At 67.8% G+C, this 24,797-nt stretch carries 23 protein-coding genes, 1 tRNA gene and 2 pseudogenes; 18 read left to right on the forward strand and 8 right to left on the reverse strand.

Annotated elements, in window-relative coordinates; translation table 11 throughout:
* Positions 1-7: 7 nt before the first annotated feature.
* From IPM80_06335 to IPM80_06350, 4 genes are all read right to left on the reverse strand, one after another.
* On the reverse strand, positions 8-850 hold the full coding sequence (locus tag IPM80_06335; protein MBK8958043.1) for a hypothetical protein: 843 nt from the start codon (positions 848-850) through the stop codon (positions 8-10).
* Between the two features lie 15 nt (positions 851-865).
* The gene (locus tag IPM80_06340) at positions 866-1,891 is read right to left on the reverse strand and encodes a MoxR family ATPase (protein ID MBK8958044.1); all 1,026 of its coding nucleotides are present in this window, start codon (positions 1,889-1,891) and stop codon (positions 866-868) included.
* A gap of 75 nt (positions 1,892-1,966) precedes the next feature.
* Complete coding sequence (locus IPM80_06345) at positions 1,967-2,818, reverse strand: sugar phosphate isomerase/epimerase (protein MBK8958045.1); 852 nt, start codon at positions 2,816-2,818, stop codon at positions 1,967-1,969.
* A gap of 196 nt (positions 2,819-3,014) precedes the next feature.
* A complete protein-coding gene (locus tag IPM80_06350) occupies positions 3,015-4,661 on the reverse strand; it encodes an NAD(P)/FAD-dependent oxidoreductase (protein MBK8958046.1) in 1,647 nt (548 codons plus the stop codon).
* Between the two features lie 94 nt (positions 4,662-4,755).
* On the opposite strand from IPM80_06350, the pseudogene IPM80_06355 reads away from it, so the two are divergent.
* Together IPM80_06355 and IPM80_06360 are read left to right on the forward strand one after the other, a co-directional pair.
* Positions 4,756-5,379: pseudogene (locus tag IPM80_06355) on the forward strand (AraC family transcriptional regulator ligand-binding domain-containing protein).
* Positions 5,365-5,784: pseudogene (locus tag IPM80_06360) on the forward strand (helix-turn-helix transcriptional regulator). The pseudogenes IPM80_06355 and IPM80_06360 overlap by 15 nt, the downstream one beginning before the upstream one ends.
* Before the next feature lie 2,106 nt (positions 5,785-7,890).
* Here the strand turns inward: IPM80_06360 and IPM80_06365 are convergent.
* From IPM80_06365 to IPM80_06380, 4 genes are all read right to left on the reverse strand, one after another.
* Entirely contained in the window at positions 7,891-8,391 is a 501-nt protein-coding gene (locus IPM80_06365) for a hypothetical protein (GenBank protein MBK8958047.1), read from the reverse strand.
* Positions 8,388-9,560 carry a phosphotransferase family protein gene (locus IPM80_06370; GenBank protein MBK8958048.1) on the reverse strand — a complete coding sequence of 391 codons (1,173 nt, stop codon included), beginning with the start codon at positions 9,558-9,560 and terminating at the stop codon, positions 8,388-8,390. Before IPM80_06370 ends, IPM80_06365 begins: the two co-directional genes overlap by 4 nt.
* Positions 9,561-9,569: 9 nt before the next feature.
* On the reverse strand, positions 9,570-10,673 hold the full coding sequence (locus IPM80_06375; protein ID MBK8958049.1) for an NAD(P)-dependent alcohol dehydrogenase: 1,104 nt from the start codon (positions 10,671-10,673) through the stop codon (positions 9,570-9,572).
* Between the two features lie 206 nt (positions 10,674-10,879).
* Positions 10,880-10,955: transfer RNA gene (locus IPM80_06380), tRNA-Lys, on the reverse strand.
* A gap of 232 nt (positions 10,956-11,187) precedes the next feature.
* Here IPM80_06380 and IPM80_06385 point away from each other — a divergent pair.
* The 16 genes from IPM80_06385 (at position 11,188) to queC (ending at position 24,778) form a co-directional block, all read left to right on the forward strand.
* Positions 11,188-11,493: a zinc ribbon domain-containing protein gene (locus IPM80_06385; GenBank protein MBK8958050.1), complete on the forward strand. Its 306-nt coding sequence runs from the start codon at positions 11,188-11,190 to the stop codon at positions 11,491-11,493.
* A 114-nt stretch (positions 11,494-11,607) separates the two neighbouring features.
* On the forward strand, positions 11,608-13,380 hold the full coding sequence (gene aspS, locus IPM80_06390) for an aspartate--tRNA ligase (GenBank protein MBK8958051.1): 1,773 nt from the start codon (positions 11,608-11,610) through the stop codon (positions 13,378-13,380).
* 143 nt (positions 13,381-13,523) lie between these two features.
* Positions 13,524-14,603, forward strand: a complete 1,080-nt coding sequence (nadA, locus tag IPM80_06395; GenBank protein ID MBK8958052.1) for a quinolinate synthase NadA — start codon at positions 13,524-13,526, stop codon at positions 14,601-14,603.
* 81 nt (positions 14,604-14,684) lie between these two features.
* Positions 14,685-15,434 (forward strand): YebC/PmpR family DNA-binding transcriptional regulator, encoded by a 750-nt coding sequence (locus IPM80_06400; protein ID MBK8958053.1) that lies wholly within the window; start codon positions 14,685-14,687, stop codon positions 15,432-15,434.
* A gap of 18 nt (positions 15,435-15,452) precedes the next feature.
* On the forward strand, positions 15,453-15,959 hold the full coding sequence (gene ruvC, locus IPM80_06405) for a crossover junction endodeoxyribonuclease RuvC (protein MBK8958054.1): 507 nt from the start codon (positions 15,453-15,455) through the stop codon (positions 15,957-15,959).
* Positions 15,956-16,555 (forward strand): Holliday junction branch migration protein RuvA, encoded by a 600-nt coding sequence (gene ruvA / locus IPM80_06410; GenBank protein ID MBK8958055.1) that lies wholly within the window; start codon positions 15,956-15,958, stop codon positions 16,553-16,555. The genes ruvC and ruvA overlap by 4 nt, the downstream gene beginning before the upstream one ends.
* A gap of 36 nt (positions 16,556-16,591) precedes the next feature.
* Positions 16,592-17,635 (forward strand): Holliday junction branch migration DNA helicase RuvB, encoded by a 1,044-nt coding sequence (ruvB, locus tag IPM80_06415; protein ID MBK8958056.1) that lies wholly within the window; start codon positions 16,592-16,594, stop codon positions 17,633-17,635.
* A gap of 5 nt (positions 17,636-17,640) precedes the next feature.
* Positions 17,641-18,054: a tol-pal system-associated acyl-CoA thioesterase gene (ybgC, locus tag IPM80_06420; GenBank protein ID MBK8958057.1), complete on the forward strand. Its 414-nt coding sequence runs from the start codon at positions 17,641-17,643 to the stop codon at positions 18,052-18,054.
* Positions 18,044-18,718: a protein TolQ gene (gene tolQ / locus IPM80_06425; protein ID MBK8958058.1), complete on the forward strand. Its 675-nt coding sequence runs from the start codon at positions 18,044-18,046 to the stop codon at positions 18,716-18,718. Before ybgC ends, tolQ begins: the two co-directional genes overlap by 11 nt.
* A 10-nt stretch (positions 18,719-18,728) precedes the next feature.
* Positions 18,729-19,184 (forward strand): protein TolR, encoded by a 456-nt coding sequence (tolR, locus tag IPM80_06430; GenBank protein MBK8958059.1) that lies wholly within the window; start codon positions 18,729-18,731, stop codon positions 19,182-19,184.
* Positions 19,185-19,215: 31 nt separating this feature from the next.
* On the forward strand, positions 19,216-20,223 hold the full coding sequence (tolA, locus tag IPM80_06435) for a cell envelope integrity protein TolA (protein ID MBK8958060.1): 1,008 nt from the start codon (positions 19,216-19,218) through the stop codon (positions 20,221-20,223).
* Between the two features lie 92 nt (positions 20,224-20,315).
* Entirely contained in the window at positions 20,316-21,605 is a 1,290-nt protein-coding gene (tolB, locus tag IPM80_06440) for a Tol-Pal system beta propeller repeat protein TolB (protein MBK8958061.1), read from the forward strand.
* Between the two features lie 177 nt (positions 21,606-21,782).
* Positions 21,783-22,322: a peptidoglycan-associated lipoprotein Pal gene (pal, locus tag IPM80_06445; protein MBK8958062.1), complete on the forward strand. Its 540-nt coding sequence runs from the start codon at positions 21,783-21,785 to the stop codon at positions 22,320-22,322.
* Positions 22,323-22,327: 5 nt separating this feature from the next.
* Entirely contained in the window at positions 22,328-23,401 is a 1,074-nt protein-coding gene (gene ybgF, locus IPM80_06450) for a tol-pal system protein YbgF (protein MBK8958063.1), read from the forward strand.
* An 8-nt stretch (positions 23,402-23,409) separates the two neighbouring features.
* Positions 23,410-24,102, forward strand: coding sequence for a 7-carboxy-7-deazaguanine synthase QueE (queE, locus tag IPM80_06455; GenBank protein ID MBK8958064.1), 693 nt, complete (start codon positions 23,410-23,412; stop codon positions 24,100-24,102).
* Entirely contained in the window at positions 24,086-24,778 is a 693-nt protein-coding gene (gene queC / locus IPM80_06460) for a 7-cyano-7-deazaguanine synthase QueC (GenBank protein ID MBK8958065.1), read from the forward strand. The genes queE and queC overlap by 17 nt, the downstream gene beginning before the upstream one ends.
* Positions 24,779-24,797 lie beyond the last annotated feature (19 nt).

A 24,797-nucleotide genomic window follows, 5' to 3' on the forward strand; every position in this document is an offset into this window, starting at 1 on the left:
GTGCCGCTCAGTCATAGAAGTAATGACTCACGGCGTCCGCATCGAAGCCCTGGTCGAGCTTGAGCGGCAGGCGGCCGTAGGGCGCGAAGCGTTCGTTCAAGTGCGCTTCGCGCGCGGCGAAGGCGCTGGCGATGCGTTCGCGCAAGCCGCGCCGCATCACCAGCAGGCGACTGTGGCCGCTTTCCGGATCGCGCACCCGCGCCAGGCCGTAACGCGGCAGCCGTTCATATTCATCGCGGTCCCATAGCAGCACCGGGATCACGTCGTGGTAGGCCAGCGATTGCATCACCGCGTCGAGCAAGGCCTCGGGCCAATGGAAATCCGATACCAGGAACACCAGCGCGCGCCGCGCGCCCAGCAGCTCGGCGGCATGCAGCAGGCCGCGGGCATCGGGCGCGCGCGGTTCGAACCCTTGCAGGGCGCTCGCGAGCGCCTGGCCGCCGGCGCGGTGCATGGTGGCCGGCAGCAGCCACGGCTCGGCCTCGGTGTCACCGCAGCCGACGAAGCCGAAACGATCGCCGGCGCGGAACGTGGCATGACTCAAGGCCGCGACCAGCGCGGCGAGCGTGGTCATCTTGGCGCGCGCGCCGACGAAACCCATGGACGCCGACAGGTCGGCGACGACGTAGACCGGCACGGTGCTGGTCTGGCTGTAGATGCGTACCTTGAGCTGCTCGTAGGGGTCGCGCAGGCTGGCGTGAATGTCGAAACGGCGCGGGTCGGGCGCGTCGAGCAGCGAGGCATGGTTGCGAAAGCGCAGGCCGCCGCCCTGCTGGCGGCTGGGATGCGCGCCGGGAAAATGGCTGCTGGCGCGCCACGTGATGCGATAGTGGATCTCGGCCGGGTGCATCGCCGCCGCGTGCGCTCAGGGCGAAGCGACCCTGTCCACCAGCTGCTGCATCAAGGCCGGCACCAGCTCGGCGCGGCGCAGTTCATAGACCGGTGTCAGGAAGATGCGATGGGCGATGGTCTCATTGAGCACCGCGTGGATGTCTTCCGGCACCAGCGCCGCGCGTCCTGCCAGCCAGGCCGCGACCTTGGCCGCGCGCATCAGCATGCCCATGCCGCGTGGACTGACACCCGACAGTACCAGCCTGCCCATGTCGACGCCGGACAGCGTGAGGCCGAAGTCGGCCGGCGCGCGGGTCGCCGCGCAGAGGTCCAGTGCATAGTGCTCGACGGTCGGCGTGGTGGTGACGTGCCGCTGGATGGCGGCGCCGATGTCGTTCAATTCGGCATAGGGCAGGATGCCGCTGCGCAAGCCGTCGATGAGCGCATCGACATCGAAGAAGCGCGTATCGAACATCAGCGCATGCTGCAGCTCGCGCTCGGCCGGCATGGTGATGTTGAGTTCCATGAGGAAGCGATCGCGCGCGGCAGCCGGCAGTTCGAAGGTTTCTTCCTTCTCCACGCGATTGCGATCGGCGAATACCTGCAGATGCGGAAAGCGGTACTCGCGATTGAAGGCGGTCACGCTTCTCTCGGCCATCACGCGCAACAGCAGCGAATGCACCTGCGGTCGCGCGCGGTTCACTTCGTTGAAGAAGAACGTGGCGAGGGTTTCGCCGTGTTTCAGCAGCGGACCGGGATCGACCGCCGGACGGCCCTGTTCGTTGATGTAGGTGTGGTAGACGAGATCGTTGGGCATGAGGTCGATGGTGCCCTCGATGCGCGCGAAATTGCCGCCCAGCACGTGGGCGATGGCGCGCAGCAAGGTGGTCTTGCCCACGCCCACGTCGCCTTCCAGCAGCGCATGGCCGCGCGCGAACAGCGCAATCAGCAGCAGGCGCAGCGAGCGGTCCTGGCCGATGATGGCGCGCTTGACCTCGCGCTCGAAGTCGAGCGCACGCGCGCGCCAATCGGCAAGCGCGGAATCCACCGGCATCTGCATGTTCTCCCCCCGGAAACCGCGGACTGACGAGCGCATCGGAGCGCTGCGCCATTTAATAAGAATCGCCGTGCGGCATCAACACGCAAACTGCGCGCACGCGGTGTCGTAAGACACGCGCGCCGCGTCGTCCAGCGCAAGCTGGCGGTGCGCAATGGAAATGATCTCGACGCCGTAGGGGCCGTCATAGCCGGTGGCCTGGATGGCGCGCACGAAGGCCGCGACATCGAGCGTGCCTTCACCGCACAGGCGGCGCCTGTCGAGCGTGTCTTCCAGCAGGCTGCCGATCACGTCGGCATCGGCGTCGTCGAGCTCCACGTGCTTCAACCAATGTGCCGGCACCTTGGCGATGTCAGCATAGGGCACGTCGCCGCGCCCCAGGTGCCAGATGTCGAGCAACAGGCCGCCGTTGGCGGCATCGGCGGCGGTCACCACGGCAAGACCTTCATCGATGGTGCGCAGGTTGCTCCACGGCATGATTTCCAGGGCCACGGCGGTACCGGCCGCGGCGGCGCGATCGCACAGCGCGCGAAAGCGCATCGCCATGTGCTCCAGCGGCCAGGCCTTGCCCTGCATGTCGGGGCCGGCCTTCAGGTGTCGTGCGCCGAGCGCTTCGGCGGCCTCGCACAGGTCGCGCAGCACGCCGCGGTAGGCGGCATCGTCGTCCAGCCAGCCGGTCAGGAATTCGAGCTCGACATGCTGCATGTCGTGATCGGCAAGGATGGCGCGCATGGTCGCGTAGTCGTAGTGGCGACGCACGTTCACGAGATCGGAATGCATGAGGCCGAGGCCGCGATAGCCGGCACGCTGGGCGGCGGCCACGCGGGTACGGAAATCGATGGGGCTCGCTTCGAGTTCCGGCGCCGCCAGCGGCTGCACCGGGCCGGCAAGGGTCCAGTAGGTGGCGATGAGATCGGGTGCGTTGGCCATCGGGCATCCTCCAGGTGATTGCCAAGGATAATATGCCAAGCCGTCGCGATTGACGGCGACCCACAAACGGGACGTCGCGTTGTCCGGACTCGTGCGCCGGGCGCTGTTTGTGGGTCAGGCTTCGCACCTACGGATCGCGGCGCGACGGGGCCCTGTAGGTGCGAATTTATTCGCACATCAAGGCGCGCCTCGCTGCTCACGCCACCTCGAAGCCCGCGTAGTTGCTGTCCTTGGCCTCGTCGCAGAACTTGCGGTAGTTGCCGACACCGCCGATGTAGGACAACAGGCGGCGCGGCTTGCCTTCGATGTTGGCGCCGGTGTACCAGGAGTTGGTGCGCATCATGAGCGTGGCATTGGCGACTTCATCGTGATGCGTCACCCACTCGTTCTCCTTCTCGACGGTCGGCTCGATGACCGTCTTGTCGTGCTTGCGCAGGAAGGCGATGCAGTCGGTCACCCAGTCGACCTGCTGCTGCAGGCAGGTGGCCATGTTGCAGAACGCCGTCGACGGCGCGAGAGGCCCGGCGACCGTGAACAGGTTGGGAAAGCCATGCACCTGCAGGCCGAGCGTCGAGCGGATGTCCTTGTTCCAGGTCTCGGTCAGGGAAACGCCGCCGCGACCATGCACGTCCATGCGCGACAGCGCGCCGGTGCCGGCGTCGAAACCGGTGGCGAGGATGACGACGTCCAGTTCGAATTCACGGCCGTTCACCACCAGGCCGTTCTCGGTGAAGCGTTCGATGGGCGTGGCGCGCACGTCGATGAGCTCGACATTGTCGCGATTGAAGGCGTCGTAGTAGCCGTTCTCCAGCGGCACGCGGTAGGTGCCGAAACCGTAGGCGGTGGGCACCAGGATCTCGGCGACCTTCGGGTCCTTGATGCGCGCCCTGATCTTGGCGCGCACGAAGTTCGAGATCTCTTCATTGATGTCTTCATCGACCAGGGTCTCGGTGAAACCGCCCACCCAGAACGACAGCGAGCCGTCGGCCCACAGCTTCTCCAGCGCTTCGATGCGCTCGGCGGGCGTCAGCGAACGGTAGGGCGGCAGTTCGAAATCGAAGGCAAAGCCGGCGAAGGTGTGATGCACCTTGTCGCGGAACTCCGGGTATTTTTCGCGCCACTTGGCGAACGCGGCGGCGTCGTAGCGATCATTCTTCATCGGCACGGCGTACTGCGCGGTGCGTTGGAAGACCTTGAGCTCGGCGACCTCGGCGGCGATGGTCTGGATGACCTGGATGCCGGTCGCACCGGTGCCGACCACGCCGACGCGCTTGCCCGCGAGATCGAGCCCCTCGCGCGGCCAGCGCGCGGTGTGCGCAATGGTGCCCTTGAACTTCTCGTGGCCCGGGAAAGGCGGCACCACCGGCGCCGACAACATGCCCGAGCAGCTCACGAAGTAGCGCGCGGTAAAGCGCTCGCCGGCCTCGGTTTCCAAGCTCCAGCGGCGCGTGGCGTCGTCCCAGCGGGCGTGGGCGATGCGGGTGTTGAACTGGATGTCCTTGCGCAGATCGAACTTGTCAGCGACGTGGCTCAAGTAGCGCTCGGTTTCGGCCTGGGCCGGAAAGCGCTCCGACCAATCCCATTCCTTCAGCAGTTCATCGGAGAACCAGTACTGGTAGACATAGGACATCGAATCGACGCGCGCGCCGGGATAGCGGTTCCAGTACCAGGTGCCGCCGACGTCGCTGGCGGTGTCGAACGCGCGCACCTTGAGCCCCATCTCGCGCAGGCGATAAAGCTGGTAGAGCCCGGCGATGCCGGCGCCGACCACGAGGGCGTCGAATTCCTGGCTCTGGGCGGCGGGGGCGGATGTCTGCTGCACGGCTTGTCTCCTCAATCGCATGTCGACGGTGGGGCGCCACCGGATCGGGGGCGCAGTATCGGTATCCCTGGCATTGACAGCCAGTCGTCATTCATGACAATCAGGGGGTTAATTTATGACAAAACCACCCCAGCCCATCCCTGCCGACCGCCTCGCGACCACCCTCATCGCCAATACCTATGTGCGCCTGCTGGCCCAGGAGTTCGATGACCATGCGACGTTGGCGGCCGGCACCGGCATTGCACCTGACGAACTCGCCCACTACCCCCACCCGGTGACGGTGCGCCAGCACCTGCGCTGCATCAGCAACGCCCTGCCGCTGCGCGAGACGCCCGACTGGCATCTGAAATGGGGCAAGCGCATGGCCGAGAACTTCCACGGCGCCGTGACGCTGGCGTGGCTGACGGCGCCGACCTTGGGCCATGGCCTCGACGCCTTCATCAAGTACATGCCGAGCCGCATTCCCTATCTCGAATGGCGCAGTCGCCGCGCGGGCGGCGAGTTCCGCTGCGAGGTGACGCCGCTGATGGATCTCGGCGCGGTGCTGCAGCCCGCCATCGAGATCCCGATCATGGTCATGCATGAATACGTGCGGGTGGTGCGCCACGGCCCGGCCACCGCCGCGCGCATCGAGTTCGCCCACGCCGCGCCCGCCTACCGTGAACGTTACGCGGCGTGGTTCGACTGCCCGGTGCGCTTCGAGCGTGACCGCAATGCCCTGATCATGCCGGCCGAGTGGCGTGAAGAAATCAACGTGGATTTCGATGAAGGCGCGTGGCGCACCGCGCTCGCGCGTTGCGAATCAGCGCTGCGCACCACCGACACCGCCGACGTCGCGACCCGCGTGTCGCGCCTGCTCGAAGACCTGCTCGCGCAAGCGCTGCCGCCGGCACTGCCTTCACTCGAGACCGTCGCGCAGCGCCTGCATCTCTCGTCCCGCACCGTCATCCGCCACCTGCGTGTGCAGGGCACCACCTACCAGGCGCTGCTGGACGCGGCGCTGAAAACGCGCGCGCAAAGCCTGCTCGGCGAGCCCGGCATGCGCGTGCAGGATGTCGCGGCGCGGCTCGGTTACGCCGATTCGGCGAGTTTTCGCAAAGCCTTCCGGCGCTGGTTCGGGGTGACGCCGGCGGCGTGGCGCAGGACTGCCGGCCAGGCGCGCCCGGGGCGCTCACGGGGGGGGGCCGGGGGGCCGCGCGCCCGCCGCGGCGGCCGCGCGCGGCCCCCCGCCCGGCGGCGGCGGCGGCAGCGCGGCGGGGGGCGGGGCGGCAGCCGGGGGGCCGCCGGGGGGGGGGGCCGGCGGCGGGGCGGCGGCGCCGCGCGGGGGCCCGCGCCGGGCGCCGGGGCGGGGGGCGCGGGGGGGGGGCCGGGCGCGGGGGGGCGCGGCGCGCGGCGCGGGGCCGGGCGGCGCCGGGGGGGGCGGGGGCCGCCGTGGGCTCGGGGGGGGCGGCGCAGGGCGGCCCCCGCCGCGGCGGGCCGGGCCCGGGCCGGGCGCGGGGGCGGCCCGCGCGCCCGGCGGCCCCCGGGCGCGGGGCCGCCCCCGGCGCCGGGCGGCCGCGGGGGCGGGCCCGGCCCCCGCCGGCCCGGGCCCCCGCCCGGGCGGCGGGGGCCCCCCGCCCCCGCGCCCGCGGGCCCGGCGGGGCGGGGGCCGCGCCGGCGCCCCCCCCGGGCGGCCGCCCGGGGCGCGCGCCGCCCCCCCCCCCCCCCCCCCCGCCCCCGCCCCCCCCCGCCCCCCGGGGCGGGGCCCCCGCGGGGCCCCCCCCCCCCGCCCCCCCCCCGGGGGGGGCCGGCGGGGCCCCCCCCCGCCCCGCCCCCCCCCGGGGGGGGGGCCCCCCGCCGCCGCGGGGGCGCCCGCCGGGCGGGGGCGGGGGCCCCGGCCGGGGGGGGCGCGGCCCCGGGCCGCGGCCGGCCCCCCCCGCCCGGGCCCGGCCCGCGGGCGGGCCGGGGGGGCCGGCGGCCGGGCCCCCGCGCGCCCCCCCCCCCCGCCCCGGCCCCGCCCCCGCCCGGGCGGCCCCCCCCGGCGGGCGCCCCCCCCGCCGCCGGCCCGGGGCGGGGGCGGGCCCCGGCGGCCCCCGCCCCCGCGGGCGGCGGCGGGGCCCCCCCGGCGCCCCCCCCCCGGCGGGCCGGGGGGCGCGGCGCCCCGCCCCCCGGCCCGCCGGCGCCGCCCCCCCCCCCCGCCGCGCCCCCCCCCCCCCCCGGGGGGGCCCCCGGGGGCCGCGGGCGGCGGCCGGCCCGGGGGGCGGCGGCCCCCCCCCCGCCCCCGGCGGGGGGGCCGCGGGGGCGGCGCCGCCGAGATTGCGCATGGCATCGCGATGGCGGGTGAGGTAGGCGCGGCTCATGACATCCTGCTGCACGCCGTAACCGATGCGGCCGTCGAGGTTCCAGCGCATCAGGCACTGCGTATAGACCAGCGACGGGTAGGGCGCCCACGGCGCGCCGTTCATGGCGGCGCCGGTCATGGTGTAGCGCTTGCCACGCACGTCGGTGACCGACACCACCGTACTCAAGGGCAATTGGCCGGTGCGCTCGCTGCGCCCTTCCATCGACACCAGCCCGTGCACCGCGCCGTCGTCCAGCACGTAGCCTGAAATCAGCGTGCCGAAGGCCAGCGTGCGGGCCGGGTCGAAGGTGCACAGGAGGTGAATGGTGAGGCCTTCGCCGAAGCTGCCATGCAGCCACACCACGCAGGCGTTGTCGCGTTCGGCGCGCGGCCCCCAGCTGCGATCGAGCGTGTCGATGCAGTCGATGACATGGCGCTGGCCGCGCACTACCAGCTCGCCCGTGACGCGTCCGGTCTGCTCGAAGTGACCGCCGAAGGCCTTCGACCAGCCGGCGTCGATGCGCTTGGCGGCGAGCGGATCCATGGCCGGGTCGTTCATGTCGTAAGGCGGCATGAGGGCGCGGAATTCGAGCGTGATGTGCGTGTCGTCGATGCCCTCGTAATGCACCTCGTAGTGCTCCAGCGGTTTGACCGCGCGCACCGAGAGGCCATTCGGCAACCGGTAGTCCAGCAACGACGCCGGACACGGCAGGTGTTGCTGGTTGTCGATGTAGAGCTGTTCGTCCCACAGGCGCGTGAAGCGATCCTGCAGCGTGATGTCGCTCATGCACACCCCGAGCTTGGGCCGCGTGACGAGATAGATCACGCCCGACAGGCGCGCCTCGGGAATGTTGAACAGGAAGGGATTGGTTTCGCACCAGCGGAAGTCGTCGCTGGGCGGGGTGTGAAATTCAGCATCGCTGGTCAGGATCATGGCGTGTCGTTTCCGCGCAGCAGTTGTTCGATGGAGGGCAGTTGTTCGGGCGCGGCGTCGAAGTTCATGACCTTGAACCAGGCCCGCCCACGCAAGGTGTCGGTGCGCGCGTGGGCCAGCACCAGCGCCGCGCTGCGTGCCTGGAAGTCGGCGTCACCATCGATACCGGAGGCCACCATGAGCGCTTCGACCGCGTGTGACAGTGCGCGCGGGTCGGCCGCCGGCAAGGCTTGGCGCAGGCGCTCGGTGGCGTCGCCGGTGTGCGCGCCGCCCGCGCTGCAGGCGATGAGCTCGCGCGCCAGCGTTGCCATGGCGGCAGCGCTGATCTCGTCGAGCCGTGCTTCGTCACGATGATGCAGGGCCAGCGCATGGAGGTGGCCGAGCAGCAGGCGCGCCTGTTCCTGGGCCAGCGAATTGTGCGGATCGACCGCCGGCAGCACGACCTCGGTCAACGCCCGCATCATGCTGCGTATGCGCAGTTCGACGCTCGGGTTCATGTCGGCGCGCCCTGTTCCAGTAGTGCCATGAGATCGGCAAGGAAAGCGTGACCGGCGGCGGCCAGCCAGGCGAGCAGCGCATCCTGGTGATTGTGCGCTTCATGCGCGGCGCGCATCGACGTGCCGAGGCAGATCACCACGCATTGGTAGAGGCCCAGCACCTGGTAGAAGTACAGCGTGTCTGCGTCCACCGTGCGACCGGTCAGCGCGGTGTAGCGCGCGCATAGTTCGTTCATGGGCATGAGGCCCGAGGCCAGCAAGGTGCCGTTTTCCGCGTGACTCCAGCTCTTGATGCCGATCCAGGCGAGGTCCTGGTGGTAGTCGCCGATGTGCACCAGCTCCCAGTCGAGGATGGCGGTGATGTCGCCGCGCGTTTCGTCGAACAGGTAGTTGCCGGTGCGGTAGTCGGAATGTACCAGCACCAGTTCGCGCGCGGCCGGCAGGTGCGCGCGCATCCAGCGCTCGGCGAGGCCCATCAAGGGAATGCCGGCGAGGGCGTCGTTGCGCCACACGCGCGTCCACCAGTTGAGCGCCCAGCGCGCGGCCTGCTGTGCATCGGCGTCCGGCGCCTGGAACGACGGCAGTGCGCCTGCGCGAAAGTCCAGCCCATGAATGGCGACGAGGTGCGCCAGGAACGGCGCCGCCAGGCGTTGGCGCAGCTCCGCGCCCAGCACCGTGCCGAAGCCCGATACGTTGGATTGGATATTGGACGGTTTGGCGACGCCGCCGACGAAGCCGGTGATGAGGGCCGGGCGCCCGAGTTGGCTGCCATCGGCATCGACCCACAGCGCTTCCGGCACCGGCACGCGGCCGGCCAGCGCGCGCAAGGCTTCGAACTCGCGCGCGCGGCTGGTGATGACGGCCGCTTCCATGGGGTCCATGCGCAGCACGCAGGTGCGCGGCGCGCCGTCGTCGCGCTCCAACACGAAACTGAACTGCTCCTTCGAAGCGCCGCCGCCCATGCGCTTCAACTCGCTGATGCGCGGTGACGGCACGCCCTGCGCGGCGAGGAACGGCGCCAGCCGCGCGGCGACATCGGTCACGCCGAGCAGATGGTAAGGGCCGCTCGCGCGCGCCGCGTGGATGCCGGCAATGGTGCGCGCGATGGCGGGCTCGAGATCGTCGGGCGGCGCGGGCTCAGTGACCAGTTGTGCGGCGTTCGATGGCATCGCGCGTCTTCAGGGAATCAATACCGGCTTGATGCAGCGACCATGATGCTGTTCGGCAATGGCGTGGTTGATGTCGCTCAAGGGATAACGTGTGACGAGCTTGTCGAAGGCAAAGCGGCCGGCCATGTGCAAATCGACCAGGCGCGGAATGAAGGTGGCCGGATCGACGTCGCCCTCGGTGATGCCCTTGATGGTGAGCCCCAGGCCCAGCAGCGCGATGACGTCGAAGTTGAGCACCGCGTCCTCGGCGCGCGCCGGCACACCGAGCACGCCGAGCGTCGCCAGCGGCGCGACCGCGCCGATTGCGGACGCAATGACATCCGCGCGACCGGTGGTATCCAGCACGTAGTCGACGCCGCGCGGCAGGATGGCGCGTACTTGTCCGGGCAACTCACCCGCCGCCGGATCGAGCGCGTGGGTCGCGCCCAGCGCCAGCGCGGTCGCGCGGCGTGCGGCATTGGGTTCCAGCACCATGATGGTGGCGCAGCCCTGCACCACCGCGCCCAGCACCGCCGACAGGCCGACCGAGCCGCCACCCAGGATCAGGACATTCGAGCCGGCGCGGCAGTTGAGCGCCTGCATGATGCTGCCGGCGCCGGTCTGCACGCCGCAGCCCAGCGGCCCGAGCAGGTCGAGGGGCGCATCGGCGCGCACCTTGATGGCGTTGCGCGCATTCACCAGCGCGTGGCTGGCAAAGGACGATTGGCCGAAGAAATGGCTGGCGACGCGTTCGCCGTCGATGCTCAAGGCCGCCGTGCCGTCGGCGCGCACGCCGCCGAAGTTGCGTGGGAAGAACTCGGCGCAGTAGCCGGGCTCGTGGTGATCGCAGTTGTGGCAATGTCCGCAGGACGCGAACGACAGCACCACGTGGTCGCCCGGCGCGAGGCCCGTGACCTTGGTACCGACACGCTCCACCACGCCAGCGCCCTCGTGGCCGAGCACGATCGGCAAGGGCACCGGCAGGGCCTGGTCGCGGGCGACGAGATCGGTATGACACACGCCGGCGCCGGCGATGCGCACCAGCACTTCGTCGTCACGCGGTTCTTCCAGGTCCAGCGTCTCGACGCTGAACGGTTGGCCGGCCGCACGGGCCACGGCCGCGGTGATCTTCATGGTGAGTCTCCCCTGCTGAGTGCCGGCCGCGGTTGCCGGCGCCGTAGGACGCTAGCATATGGTACACATGATTACTATATTGCCCGCAAACAAGGACGGCGCCACCGCGCCTGGATGGTGGTGGTGGGATCGACGTCAGAAGGTGGCGAGCGGCAATGCCGCCCCGATCACTTCAAAGAGGGAAAGGCGCCCTCTTCATATCGCAGTGGTGGGCCGTGCAGGGATCGAACCTGCGACCCTCGGATTAAAAGTCCGGTGCTCTACCAGCTGAGCTAACGGCCCCAGCGAACTGGAGTGGCGGTGCGGCCTGGCGGCCGGCATCGCGCTGTCGCGACTGGATTGTCGGCGGCGACAGGGGGCGCAATCCTAACGAATCCGGCCATGGCCGTACAGGGCGGGCGGGGCCAAAAACCGGCGATTTCGGCCCGCGCGCACACGCCGGCCGCGCGTGGCGCTTGAATTTTCGGAATTCGCCGCCATGATCGCCGCTCTTTTTCACGGTACGGGGACCAGCATGCCGATCTACGAATATCAGTGCCAGGATTGCCAGCACAAGCTCGAGGTCATGCAGCGCATCAGCGACGCGCGCCTCACCACCTGCCCGAGCTGCGGCAAGGAGGCGCTCACCAAACTGGTGTCGGCGGTCGGTTTCCAGTTGAAAGGCACCGGCTGGTACGAGACCGATTTCAAGGGCAAGCCCAAGACCCCACGCGGCGGCGACGGCGAGTCGTCGTCGAGTTCGAGCAGCAGTTCGTCCAGCAGCGAGTCGACTTCGACCAAGAGCGAGACCAAGACTTCCACCGCCAGCGCCGACGACTGAGTCGGCGCCGCGGCGCCCGCGCTGTCCTCCGGCTGTCGTTGCGGCGCTCGCCCGCAATCCGTATCATGCCCGCCTCCCCGTTCTTAGCTCATTGATTGGACAGCACCTTTTCCTATGCGTACCCACTACTGCGGCGAACTCGACGAAACCCTGGTTGGCTCTGAGGTCGTCCTCTGTGGGTGGGTCCATCATCGGCGCGACCACGGCGGCGTGGTGTTCATCGATCTGCGCGACCGCGAGGGCGTGTGCCAGGTCGTGATCGACCCCGATACCCCGGCCGCCTTCGCCGCCGCCGAGCGCTCGCGCAGCGAATACGTGCTGCGCGCCACCGGCAAGGTGCGCCTGCGCCCCGAGGGCACGGTCAACGCCGAGCGCCGCACCGGCAAGATCGAAGTGCTGGTCAAGCACCTCGAGATCCTCAACGAGGCGCGCACGCCGCCTTTCCAGATCGACGAGAAGAACGTCAGCGACGACACCCGTCTGCGCTACCGATACATTGATCTACGCACCGAGCGCATGCGCGAGAACCTGCGCCTGCGCGCGCGCCTGGCGCGCGAACTGCGCGGCTACCTGGACGGCAACGGCTTCCTCGAAATCGAGACGCCGATGCTGACCAAGGCCACGCCCGAAGGCGCGCGCGATTACCTGGTGCCGAGCCGCACCCATCCCGGCCGCTTCTTCGCGCTGCCGCAGTCGCCGCAGCTGTTCAAGCAGATCCTGATGATGTCGGGCATGGACCGCTACTTTCAGATCGTGCGCTGCTTCCGCGACGAGGACCTGCGCGCCGACCGCCAGCCGGAATTCACCCAGCTCGATATCGAGATGTCCTTCATCGACGAAGCCGACATCACGGCCATGATGGAAGGCATGATCCGGCAGGTGTTCAAGAGTGTCCTGAACGTCGACCTGCCCAATCCTTTTCCGCGCCTGACCTACGCCGAGGCCATGCAGCGCTACGGTTCCGACAAGCCGGACCTGCGCAATCCGCTGGAGTTGGTGGAAGTGGCGGACCTCATGCGCGAAGTCGATTTCAAGGTGTTCGCCCAGGCCGCGAGCCGCGACGACCATCGCGTCACCGCGCTGCGCGCGCCGGGTGGCGGCAAGCTGTCGCGCAAGCAGATTGACGATTACACCGCCTTCGTCGCCATCTACGGCGCCAAGGGCCTGGCCTACATCAAGGTCAACGACCGCAAGGCCGGTATCGAGGGCCTTGCCTCGCCGATCGTCAAGTTCATGCCGCCCGCCGTGGTCGAAGCATTGCTCGATCGCGTGGGCGCGGAAGACGGCGACCTGGTGTTCTTCGGCGCCGACAAGGCGCGCATCGTCAACGACGCGCTCGGCGCGCTGCGCGACAAGCTGGCGGCCGATCTCGACCTGGTGGCCAAGACCTGGGCGCCGCTGTGGGTGGTCGATTTCCCGATGTTCGAGTGGGACGAGGACGACAAGCGCTGGGCGGCGCTGCACCATCCCTTCACCGCGCCGGCCGATGCCGAGCATGTCGCCGATGCGCCGGGTCAGGCCATTTCCCGCGCCTACGACATGGTATTGAACGGTTCGGAGATCGGCGGCGGTTCGATTCGTATCCACAACTCGCAGCTGCAGAGCAAGGTGTTCGGCCTGCTTGGCATCGGCGAAGCGGAAGCGCAGGAGAAATTCGGCTTCCTGCTCGAAGCGCTGCAATACGGTTGCCCGCCCCACGGCGGCATCGCCTTCGGTCTCGACCGGCTTGCCATGCTGATGGCGGGCGAGACGTCGATTCGCGAAGTCATTGCCTTCCCCAAGACCCAGACCGCGAGCTGCCCGCTGACCTCGGCGCCGAGCGATGTCAGCGAACGGCAGCTGCGCGAACTGTCGATACGCCTGCGCAAAGGCGCCGACAAGGAATAGCGGGTTTCGTTTTTACCGAACGTTTACGCAGGCGTGCTGGCCACGCTTGTATTCGACAGGTAGGCTGACCATATTCGATTGCACGGGGCCGCGCAGCGCGGCCCCCGCTTCGCAACCAACCCGCCGCTCGCGGCCTGACACCTATGCGCAGTGACGTCATTCCCCATCTCGCCGTCGATACCGTCGTCCACACCCGCGTGCCGCCGGTCGTGCGCGAACATCTCGAAGCCGACGAACGCGAACGGCTGCGCGCCGAGATAAAAGCGCTGCTGGCCGCCCACAACGCGGTGCTGGTGGCGCATTACTACACCGATCCCGAGCTGCAGACGCTGGCCGACGAAACTGGCGGCTACGTGTCGGATTCGCTGGACATGGCGCGTTTCGGCCACGAGCACCCGGCCTCGACCCTGGTGGTGGCGGGGGTGCGCTTCATGGGCGAGACCGCCAAGATACTGAACCCCGAGAAGCGCGTGCTGATGCCGGATCTGAAGGCCGACTGCTCGCTGGACTTAGGCTGCCCGGCCGACGCCTTCAACGCCTTCTGCGACGCCCACCCGGACCGCACGGTGGTGGTCTATGCCAATACCAGCGCGGCGGTCAAAGCACGCGCCGACTGGATGGTGACCTCGGGTATAGCGCTCGACGTGGTGCGCCATCTCCATGCCCAGGGCGAGAAGATCATCTGGGCGCCGGACCGCTACCTCGGTGATTACATCCGCACCGAGACCGGCGCCGACATGCTGCTGTGGAACGGCGCCTGCATCGTGCACGAGGAGTTCAAGGGCGCGGAGCTGGCGGCGCTGCGCGAGCAGCACCCGGCGGCGCGCGTGCTGGTGCACCCGGAATCGCCGCCCTCGGTCATCGAACAGGCGGATTACGTCGGCTCGACCACCGGTCTCATCAATGAAGTGAAAACGCACCCGGCGCGCGAGTTCATCGTCGCCACCGACAAGGGCATCTTCCACAAGATGCAGCTGGCGGCGCCGGGCAAGCGCCTCATCGCCGCGCCCACCGCCGGCCGCAGCGCGACCTGCAAGAGCTGCGCGGAGTGTCCGTGGATGGCCATGAACGGTCTGCGTTCCCTGCGCGACGTGCTCGCCACCGGCGCCAATGAAATCCACCTGCCGGACGACATAGCGAGCCGCGCGCGGCGCCCGATCAAGCGCCTGCTCGACTTCGCCGCCGAACAGAAACGCGTGGTGATGAGCAACAACGACGCCTGAGCCTGCTGTCGGCGCTGCATCGCAGCGCCTGATTTGCGACAATGCCGCCTTTCCAAGCGCAGACTTCATCGCGGGTGAGCCATGGCCGGACACAGTAAATGGGCCAATATCAAACATCGCAAGGGCAAGCAGGACGCCAAACGCGGCAAGCTGTTCACGCGCCTGATTCGTGAAATCACCGTCGCCGCCCGTACCGGCGGCGGCGATGCCAGTTCCAATCCGCGCCTGCGCGCGGCCATCTACGACGCCTTGAACGCGAACATGACCAAGGACACGGTCGAACGCGCGGTGGCGCGCGGCGCCGGTGACACCGAGGCCGATAACTACGAAGAGATCCGCTACGAGGGCTACGGCCCGGGCGGCGTGGCGGTGATGGTCGACTGCATGACCGACAACCGCAATCGCACCGTGGCCGAAGTGCGCCACGCGTTTTCCAAGTGCGGCGGCAATCTCGGCACCGATGGCTCGGTGGCCTACATGTTCAAGAAGGTCGGCCTGCTCGACTACCCGCAAGGCACCGACGAAGACAAGGTGATGGGCGCGGCGCTCGATGCCGGCGCCGAGGACGTCATCGTCCACGACGACGGTTCCATCGAAGTGCTGACCAGCCCCGATGATTTCTCCGACGTGAAGGATGCCATGGTGGCCGCCGGCCTCGAGCCGGAGAACGCCGAAGTGACCATGCGCGCCGCCAACCAGAGCGAGCTCGACGCCGACAGCGCCCAGAAGATGATCAAACTGTTGGACATGCTGGAAGACCTCGACGACACCCAGAAGGTCTACTCGAACGCCAGCATCTCCGACGAAATCATGGCCACGCTCGGCGCCTGAGCGGCGCCGCCTTCGCGCTTGACCGTCATCATCGGCATCGATCCGGGCTCGAGGGTGACGGGCTATGGCGTGGTGCGCACCGTCAAGCAGCGCACCGAGTACCTGGCCTGCGGCTGCATCCGCCTCGATACCGAGGGCACGTTCGATGAGCGCCTGGTGCAGTTGTACGACGAACTGTCGGCCATCATCGCCGAGTATGGGCCGGCCGAAGCCGCCATCGAAAAGGTCTTCATGAACCGCAACGTCGATTCAGCGCTCAAGCTTGGCCACGCCCGCGGCGTGGCGATGGTGGCAGCGCGCCGTGCCGGCGTGTTGGTCAACGAATATTCCGCCACGCAAATCAAGCAAAGCGTGGTCGGGCGCGGTCACGCCGACAAGGCGCAGGTGCAACACATGGTGAAGTTTCTGCTCGGCCTGTCCGCCGCGCCCAGCGCCGATGCCGCCGATGCGCTGGCGGCGGCGCTGTGTCATGGCGCGATGCGCGACGGCAATGCGCGTATTGCCAAGGCCGGAGGCGCACGATGATCGGGCGCATCACCGGCGTGCTGATCGAGATGCGGCCGCCACAGCTGATCGTCGACTGCAACGGCGTCGGCTACGAAATCGAAGCGCCCATGACCACCATCTGGGCCTTGCCTGAAATCAACCAGAAGGTTTCGCTCTACACCCATCTCACGGTGCGCGAAGACGCGCATCTCTTGTATGGCTTCGTCACCGAGAGCGAACGCGCGCTGTTTCGCAGCCTGCTGAAGGTCAACGGCGTCGGCACCAAGATGGCGCTCGTGATCCTGTCGGGCATGGACGCCGACGCCTTCGCCGAGTGCGTACACGCCGGCGACACCGCGCGCCTGACCGCCCTGCCCGGCATCGGCAAGAAGACCGCCGAGCGCCTGATCATCGAGATGCGCGACCGCGTCGAGCCCGTCGTGGTCGGCGTCTCGGCGCCCCTGAAGGCGGGCAATCCGCGCACGGTCGATGCCGCCGCCGACGCCGTCGCCGGCCTCATCGCGCTCGGCTACAAGCCCCATGAAGCGAGCCGCTTCGTGCACGGACTCGATACCGAGGGCATGAAGAGCGAGGAGATCATCCGCGTGGTGTTGAAGAGCCTGGCGCCGAAATGAGCGACGTGCGCGCCAAGCGCCTGACGGGGGCCGCCCATGGCTGATGGCGACCGCCTGATCACGGCGTCCCTCAATGCCGAGGATGCACAGCTCGAGAACTCGATTCGGCCCAAGCTGCTGTCGGACTACATCGGCCAGCCGGCCGTGCACGAGCAGATGGAGATCTTCATCGGCGCAGCCCGCCAGCGCGGCGAGCAGCTCGACCACGTGCTGATCTTTGGCCCGCCAGGCCTCGGCAAGACCACGCTCGCGCACATCATCGCGCACGAGATGGGCGTCAACCTGCGCCAGACCTCCGGCCCGGTACTGGAGCGCGCCGGCGATCTTGCCGCGCTGTTGACCAATCTCGAACCCCGCGACGTGCTGTTCATCGACGAGATCCATCGCCTGTCGCCGGTGGTCGAGGAGATCCTCTACCCGGCCATGGAGGACTACCAGCTCGACATCATGATTGGCGAAGGGCCGGCGGCGCGCGCCATCAAGCTCGACCTGCCGAAATTCACGCTGGTCGGCGCCACCACCCGCGCGGGGCTTTTGACCTCGCCGCTGCGCGACCGCTTCGGGATCGTGCAGCGCCTCGAGTTCTATTCCGAACAGGATCTCGCGCGCATCGTCACCCGCGCCGCGCGCATACTCGACGTGCCTATCGAGGCCGGCGGCGCCCATGAGCTCGCACGGCGCTCGCGCGGCACGCCGCGTATCGCCAATCGCCTGCTCAGACGCGCCCGCGATTACGCCCAGGTTAAGGCCGACGGCGTACTTTCCACCGAGGTTGCATCCCGGGCTCTCGATTTGTTGAACGTCGACATGCATGGCTTCGATGTCATGGACAGGAAACTGTTGCTTGCCATCATGCAGAAATTCGATGGCGGGCCGGTCGGCGTCGACAGCCTGGCGGCCGCCATTGGCGAGGAGCGCGGCACCATCGAGGACGTCATCGAGCCCTACCTCATCCAACAGGGCTTCCTCATGCGCACCGCGCGCGGCCGCGTGGCGACCCGTTCGGCGTGGCTGCATTTCGGTCTCGAGATGCCGCAGGCGGTGCGCGCCATGCCCGACCTGTTCGAAGGCGGGGAGTAGGCGTCATGCTGCGCGACACCTTCCTGTGGCCGGTCAGGGTCTATTACGAGGACACCGATGCTGCCGGCATCGTCTACCACGCCAACTACCTCAAGTTCATGGAACGCGCCCGCACCGAGTGGCTGCGTGCGCTCGGCTTCGAGCAGGACGCCCTGGCGCGTGAGCATGGCGTGGTGTTCGTGATCACCGAATCGACGCTGGCCTTCAAGCGTGCCGCGCGCTTCAACGATGAACTCATTGTGCGCTCCACGCTCGAACGGCTGCGCGGCGCGACCATCGAATTCGCGCAGGCCGTCACCGACCAGGCCGGCAATGCATTCTGCTCCGCACGCAACGTGGTGGCCTGCGTCACCGCCAGCAACCTGCAACCGCGCAGGATTCCCGCGCACATGATGGAGATATTCAAGGGTGGAGACTGATCTTTCGATTGCGAACCTGATCCTGGGCGCCAGCGCGCTGGTCAAGTTCGTCATGTTTATTCTGCTGTCGGGCTCGGTGGCGTCGTGGACGCTGATCTTCTCCAAGCGTCGCCAGATGCTCATCGCCAAGCGCGAGATCATGGAATTCGAGGACGAGTTCTGGTCGACCGAGGATCTCACGCGATTGTTCAACCGTGTCGCCGCCCATGCCGAGGACGCGACCGGCATGGAGCGCATCTTCGAATCGGGGTTCCGCGAGTTCGCGCGCCTGCGCAAGCGTGGCGGTCTCGATACCACCGATATCCTCGATGGCGCGCAGCGCGCCATGAAAGTCACCGTCAACCGGGAATTGGAAGCGCTGGAGAATCACCTGCCGACGCTTGCCACCATCGGTTCCATCAGCCCCTATGTCGGCCTGTTCGGCACGGTGTGGGGCATCATGAATTCCTTCCAGTCCTTGGGCAACGTGCACCAGGCAACGCTCGCGATGGTGGCGCCGGGTATTTCCGAGGCGCTGGTCGCGACCGCCATGGGCTTGTTCGCCGCCATCCCGGCGGTGGTCGCGTATAACCGCTTCGCCAGCGACATCGATCGCATCTTCGGCCGCTACGACATCTTCGCCGAGGAATTCCTCGCCATCCTGCGCCGTCAGGCCCACGACTGAGCGCACGACCATGGCAGGCGGAGTATCACAAGGGAGTTCGCGCCGAGGGCGCAAGCGCGTGATGGCGGAAATCAACGTCGTGCCCTACATCGACGTGACACTGGTGCTGTTGATCATCTTCATGATCACCGCGCCGCTGGTCACGCAGAGCGTGCAGGTGGAACTGCCGCAGGCGCCGTCCCAGGTGGTCGAGTCCAGCGAGAACGAACCTGTCAATGTCACGGTCGATCGCGAAGGGCAGATCTACGTCGACATCGGCGAGAACCCCGAGCAGCCGGTGGACGAACAGACGCTCGTGACGCGCGTCTCGGCGATCATGAAGTACAAGCCCGAGACCCAGGTCTACGTCGGCGGCGACAACGGCGCCGACTATGGCAACGTGGTGCGGGCCCTGACCGCGCTCACCAGCGCCGGCGTCAAGAGCGTCGGCCTGCGTACCGACCCACCCAGCGCCAAGGCGCAATAGTGAGCGACATTGGCGCCCGGATAGTCCTGTCATGATGCCTCGCAAGTCGATTGTGATGTCGGTGCTGCTGCACAGCCTGTTGCTCGGCGTGCTGTTGTTCGGCGGGTTTAATTTCTGCAGTGAGCAGGCCGTCAGCCCCATGCCGTCCGGCCCGGTCATGAAAGCGACCATGGTCGACAGCAAGGCGGTCGACGAGCAGGTCAAGAAATTGCAGGCCGCCGATGCCGAGGCGCAGGCCGAGAAAGATCGCCAGGTGAAAGAGGCCGAGCAGAAGCGCGAGGCCGAGGAACAGCGTGTCAAGGAATTGAAGGCCGAACAGCAGCGCTTGAAGCAGGAGCAGGAACAGCAGCGCAAGGAAGCCGAGCAAGCCAGGCAGGAAGCCGCCGAGGCGAAACAGAAAGTCGAGGACCAGAAGCGCGAACTCGCCGAGCAGCAGAAGAAGAAGGACGAGCAGAAGAAGCTCGAAGATCAGAAGCTGAAGGAAAAGAAGAAGGCGGAAGAGAAGAAGAAGGCCGACGAGCAGAAGAAGAAGGAAGCGGCCGAGGCCGAGAAGAAGAAGGCCGAAGCCGACAAGAAAAAGGCCGCCGAGGCCGAAAAGAAGAAAGCCGAAGCCGCCGAGCAGAAGAAGAAGGACGAGGCCGCCAAGAAGAAGGCCGCCGAGGAAGCGGCCGAGGCCGAGCGCAAGAAGGCGCTGGCCGATGAAATCGCCGCCGCCGAGGCCGCCGAAGCCGAGGCCGCGCAGGCCGCCGCCGACGCCTCGGAGATCGACACCTATCAGTCGGCGATCATTCGACGCATCAAGCAGTCATGGACAGTCTTGCCCGGCACCGAGGATCTGGTCTGCACACTTAGGGTCACTATAATTCCCGGCGGTGAAATCGGTGGTGTCGAAATCGTCAAGTCAAGCGGCGATCCGACCTTTGATCGCCAGGCCGAGAACGCCGTGCGCAAGGCCGCGCCGCTGCCCTTTCCGACCGAACCACGCTTGATGAATCGTTTGCGCAAATTCACCCTGGACTTCGATCCCAGGGATCTTTGAGCGATCGCCCGCGGAATCACGATGATTCCGCCTACTGAGGAGCTTTGCCCGTGAAGACCATACGAACGTTCGCCCCCCTCCTGCCACGCCTGGTGCTGGCGGTGCTGGCCATGCTGGTCACCGCGCCGTGGGCGACCGCGCAGGAAGCCGAACTGCGCTTCACCATCAAGGGCGGCAACAAGTCCGCGCTGCCGATCGCCGTGGTGCCGTTCGCCAGCGTCGGCGACACCGGCAAAACCGACATCGCGGCGGTCATCCGTTCCGATCTCGAGCGCAGCGGGCAGTTCAATCCGATGCCGCCGGCCGACATGCCCTCGCAGCCGTCGAGCTTCACCGCCGTCAACTTCAAGGACTGGCGCGTACTCGGCCAGGAAAACCTGGTGCTGGGCAAGGTCATGGCGAGCGGCGATGGCGGCTATGTCGTCGAATTCCGCGTCATCGACGTGTTCAAGGGCAACCAACTGCTCGGTTTCCGCATTCCGACCTCGGCCGACAACATGCGCCTGACCGCGCATCACATCAGCGATCTCATCTACGAGACCCTGCTCCATCGCAAGGGCGCGTTCGCGACGCGCATCGCCTACGTGACGGTGGAGCGCGCTTCGGCCAAGGATTCCCTCTATCGGCTGCAGGTGGCCGACGCCGACGGTTACGATCCGCACACCATTCTCGAGTCCAAGCAGCCCTTGATGTCGCCGTCGTGGTCGCCGGACGGCGCGCATCTCGCCTACGTGTCTTTCGAAGACCGCAACTCGGCGATTTACCTGCAGGACATCCGCACCGGCAAACGCGAGAAGCTGGTGTCGGGCCCCGGCATCAACAGCGCGCCGTCCTTCGCGCCCGATGGCCAGCGCCTGGTGGTGACCTTGTCGCGTGACGGCAATCCCGAGATCTACACCTACAGCCTCGCGTCGCGGCAGCTGACGCGGCTGACCTACCACGCCTCCATCGACACCGAGGCGATTTATTCGCCCGACGGCCGCCAGATCTATTTCACCTCGGACCGTGGCGGCGGTCCGCAGATCTATCGCATGAGCCAGGACGGCGGCACGCCGCAGCGCGTGACCTTCAACATGGGCAACTACAATTCGCGTGCGCGCATCTCGCCCGACGGCAAGAAGGTGGCGCTGGTACACGGTGGCAAGGGCGGCTATCGCATTGGCGTGCTGGACCTCGCATCCAACAGCTTCGATGTGCTGTCGGACTCGGCGCTCGACGAGTCACCGAGCTTCGCGCCAAACGGCGATATGATAATTTATGCGACAATGGCCGGGCGTGGCACCGAGCTCGCGGCGATCTCCGTCGACGGTCGCCAGGGACCACGCATGGCCGTGCAGCGCGGCCAGGTACGGGAACCGGCCTGGGGGCCGTTCCGGAACTAGATCCAGGCGCGCGCGGTCTCGCACCGGGACATCGTCTGACGCCAGCGCGGCCTCGTCCTGCCGCGTTGGCGACCAGGGAGCGAAGCCGGGTCGCGCGTCGCCTCGAGACACACGCATCATCCACCACCACAGCCGCGTAGCGCGCGGTCAACAATAAGCTCTCAATGGGAGAATGAAATGAAGGGAAGAATCCTGAAACTGCTGCTGGTCATCACCGCCAGCCTGATGCTGGCTGCCTGCAGTTCGCACAACACCAAGAAAGACAGCGCCCAGACCGGCGCACGCGTCGAGGACAGGGGTGCGGCCGGCGCCAACGGCGCGGCGAGTCAGGGTCTTGCCGACGACGGCTCCGCGGCTGGCGGCGGCGCGCTCAACGATCCGAGCAGCCCCTTGGCGGTGCGCGTGATCTACTTCGATTACGACAGCGCCAACATCCGCGCCGACTTCAACGACACCGTCGCCGCCCACGCTGCCTACCTCGCCGCCAACCCCAACACCGTGGTGACGGTCGAAGGTCATGCCGATGAGCGTGGTTCGCGTGAATACAACCTGGCCCTCGGCGAACGCCGTTCGCTGGCGGTGCGCAAGCAGCTGGTGCTGCTCGGCGCCTCGGCCAACCAGATCAAGACCGTCAGCTATGGCGAAGAGCGCCCGGCCGTCGATGGTCATGACGAAGGTTCCTACGAGAAGAACCGTCGCGCCGAACTGGTGTACTGAGCGAGATGAGCGCCATGGTCCGTCACCTGCCCCGTGTCATGAAACCGCGCAGCTCCACCTGGCGCGCGCTGTTGGCATTGGCGGTGGCGGCCGTTGCCATGCCCGCGGCGGCGGCCAAGGACGAAGTCCCGCTCGCCGACCGCGTGGCCAAGCTCGAGCGCACCTTGAACAGCTCGGGCCTCATCGAGCTGTCCAGGCAAATCGAAGCCCTGCAGCAGGAAGTCCAGCAGCTGCGCGGCGATCTCGAGAACCAGGCGTTCACGCTCGAGCAGGTGCGCAAGGCGCAGCGCGACGCCTATGCCGATACCGACCGTCGTCTCGGCGCCCTCGAGCAGGGTAACGCCGGCGCTGCCGGCGTGCCGGCCGACCCGCCGGTGTCGACCATCGATTCCCCCACCGACACCGCCGTCGCCGGCAAGCCTTCGGCGGAGGCGATGGCGGTTGAAATGCAGCGTCCCGCCGCGCGCGGCCGTGCCGCGGCGCCGAGCGAAGACGGTATCGACGTCAGCGACGAGGCCGCCGCCGACATGCAGCCGCGCGATCATCCGACCGTGGTGATGTCGCCCAACGAAGCGCCGCAAGAGGAGCTGGGCGGTGTGGAGCCGACCCGCGTCGCCCGCCAGGCGGACACTGAAGATCCCGGCATGACCGCGCCGGCTGCCGCCATCGCCGCCGACGCGCGCAGCGAAACGCCCGAATCCGAAGCCGCCTATCGCGAGGCTTTCGGCCTCTTGAAAGCCGGCCAGTACGAACAGTCGATCAAGGGCTTCACGCGCTACCTGCAGCAGTATCCCAACGGCCAGTACGCCGACAACGCCCAGTTCTGGGTGGGCGAGGCCTACTACGTGATGCGCAAGTTCGAACCCGCCATCACCCAGTACCAGAAGCTCATCAGCAATTATCCGGACAGCCAGAAGCAGGCCCACGCTCTGCTCAAGATTGCCTACAGCTTCGATGAGCTCGGGCGCAGCGACCAGGCAGTCAAGCTCTTGAACCAGCTCAAGCAGAAATACCCCGATTCCTCGGCCGCGCGCCTGGCCGACGAGCGCCTGCAGCGCATACGCGCCAAGGCGCCCTGAGTCCGGCTATGCCGAAGTCCGCGCCGCAGTCCGCCGGCGCCGTCGAGGCGTCGAACGAGCCCGACGCGCTGCGCATCACCGAGATCTTCCTGTCCATCCAGGGTGAGTCGACGACCGTTGGCCTGCCGACTGTGTTCGTGCGCACCACCGGTTGCCCCTTGCGTTGCCAGTACTGCGACACCGCCTACGCTTTCAGCGGCGGCGCGCGCATGACGCTCGACGCCATCCTTGCCGAGGTTGCGAGCCACGGCATCTCTCACGTCACGGTGACCGGCGGCGAGCCGCTGGCGCAGCCGGCCAGCCTCACGCTCATGCGCCGCCTGTGTGACGCCGGCTACCAGGTGTCGCTGGAGACCAGCGGCGCGCTCGATACCGCCGCCGTCGATCCGCGCGTCATGCAGGTGGTCGACATCAAGACCCCGGCCTCGAAGGAGGCGGCGCGCAACCTGTGGTCCAACCTCGCGCACCTCGGTGCGGGCGACCAGTTGAAGTTCGTGATCTGCGATCGTGCCGACTACGAGTGGAGCCGCGCGCGCCTGGCCGAGATGACCCTCGCCGCGGGCGTCGAGGTGCTGTTCTCGCCGAGCTTCGAAACCCTGCCCGCGCGCACGCTGGCCGAATGGATCCTGGCCGACCGCCTCGCGGTGCGCATGCAGGTGCAGTTGCACAAGGTGCTGTGGGGCAATGAGCCGGGACGCTGAAACGCGCGCCGTGGTGCTGCTGTCGGGCGGACTCGACTCGGCGACGGTGCTGGCCAAGGCGCGCGCCGACGGCCGCTGCTGCTATGCCTTGAGCGTCGACTACGGTCAGCGTCACCGCGCCGAACTGGATGCCGCGGCGCGGCTCGCGGCGCGGCTCGGCGCCGTCGAGCATCGCGTGGTGCACGTGGATTTCGGCCAGTTCGGCGGTTCGGCGCTGACCGATCCGGCACTCGATGTGCCGACCGCGCCCAGCGCGGGCATTCCCATCACCTACGTGCCGGCGCGCAACACCATCATGCTGGCCTTGGGCCTTGGCTGGTGCGAAGTGCTGGACGCCCACGAGCTCTACATCGGCGTCAACGCCATCGATTACTCGGGCTATCCCGATTGCCGTCCGGATTTCATCGCCGCTTTCGGCGAACTCGCGCGGCTCGCCACTCGCGCCGGTGTCGAGGGTCGTGAGTTTTACGTGCGCACACCGCTGCAGCACCTGACCAAGGCCGACATCATCAGGCTCGGGCTGTCGCTGGGACTGGACTTCGCCGACACCGTCAGCTGTTACCAGAGCGACGACGACGGTCGAGCCTGCGGCGCCTGCGACGCCTGTCGCTTGCGCCACGAGGGTTTTCGCGCGGCCGGGGTAGATGACCCGACGCGCTACCGGCCGCTTCTCTAAATAGCGCGGGAGAGCTGCG

The sequence above is a fragment of the Pseudomonadota bacterium genome, assembly GCA_016719885.1.
Taxonomy (GTDB): Bacteria; Pseudomonadota; Gammaproteobacteria.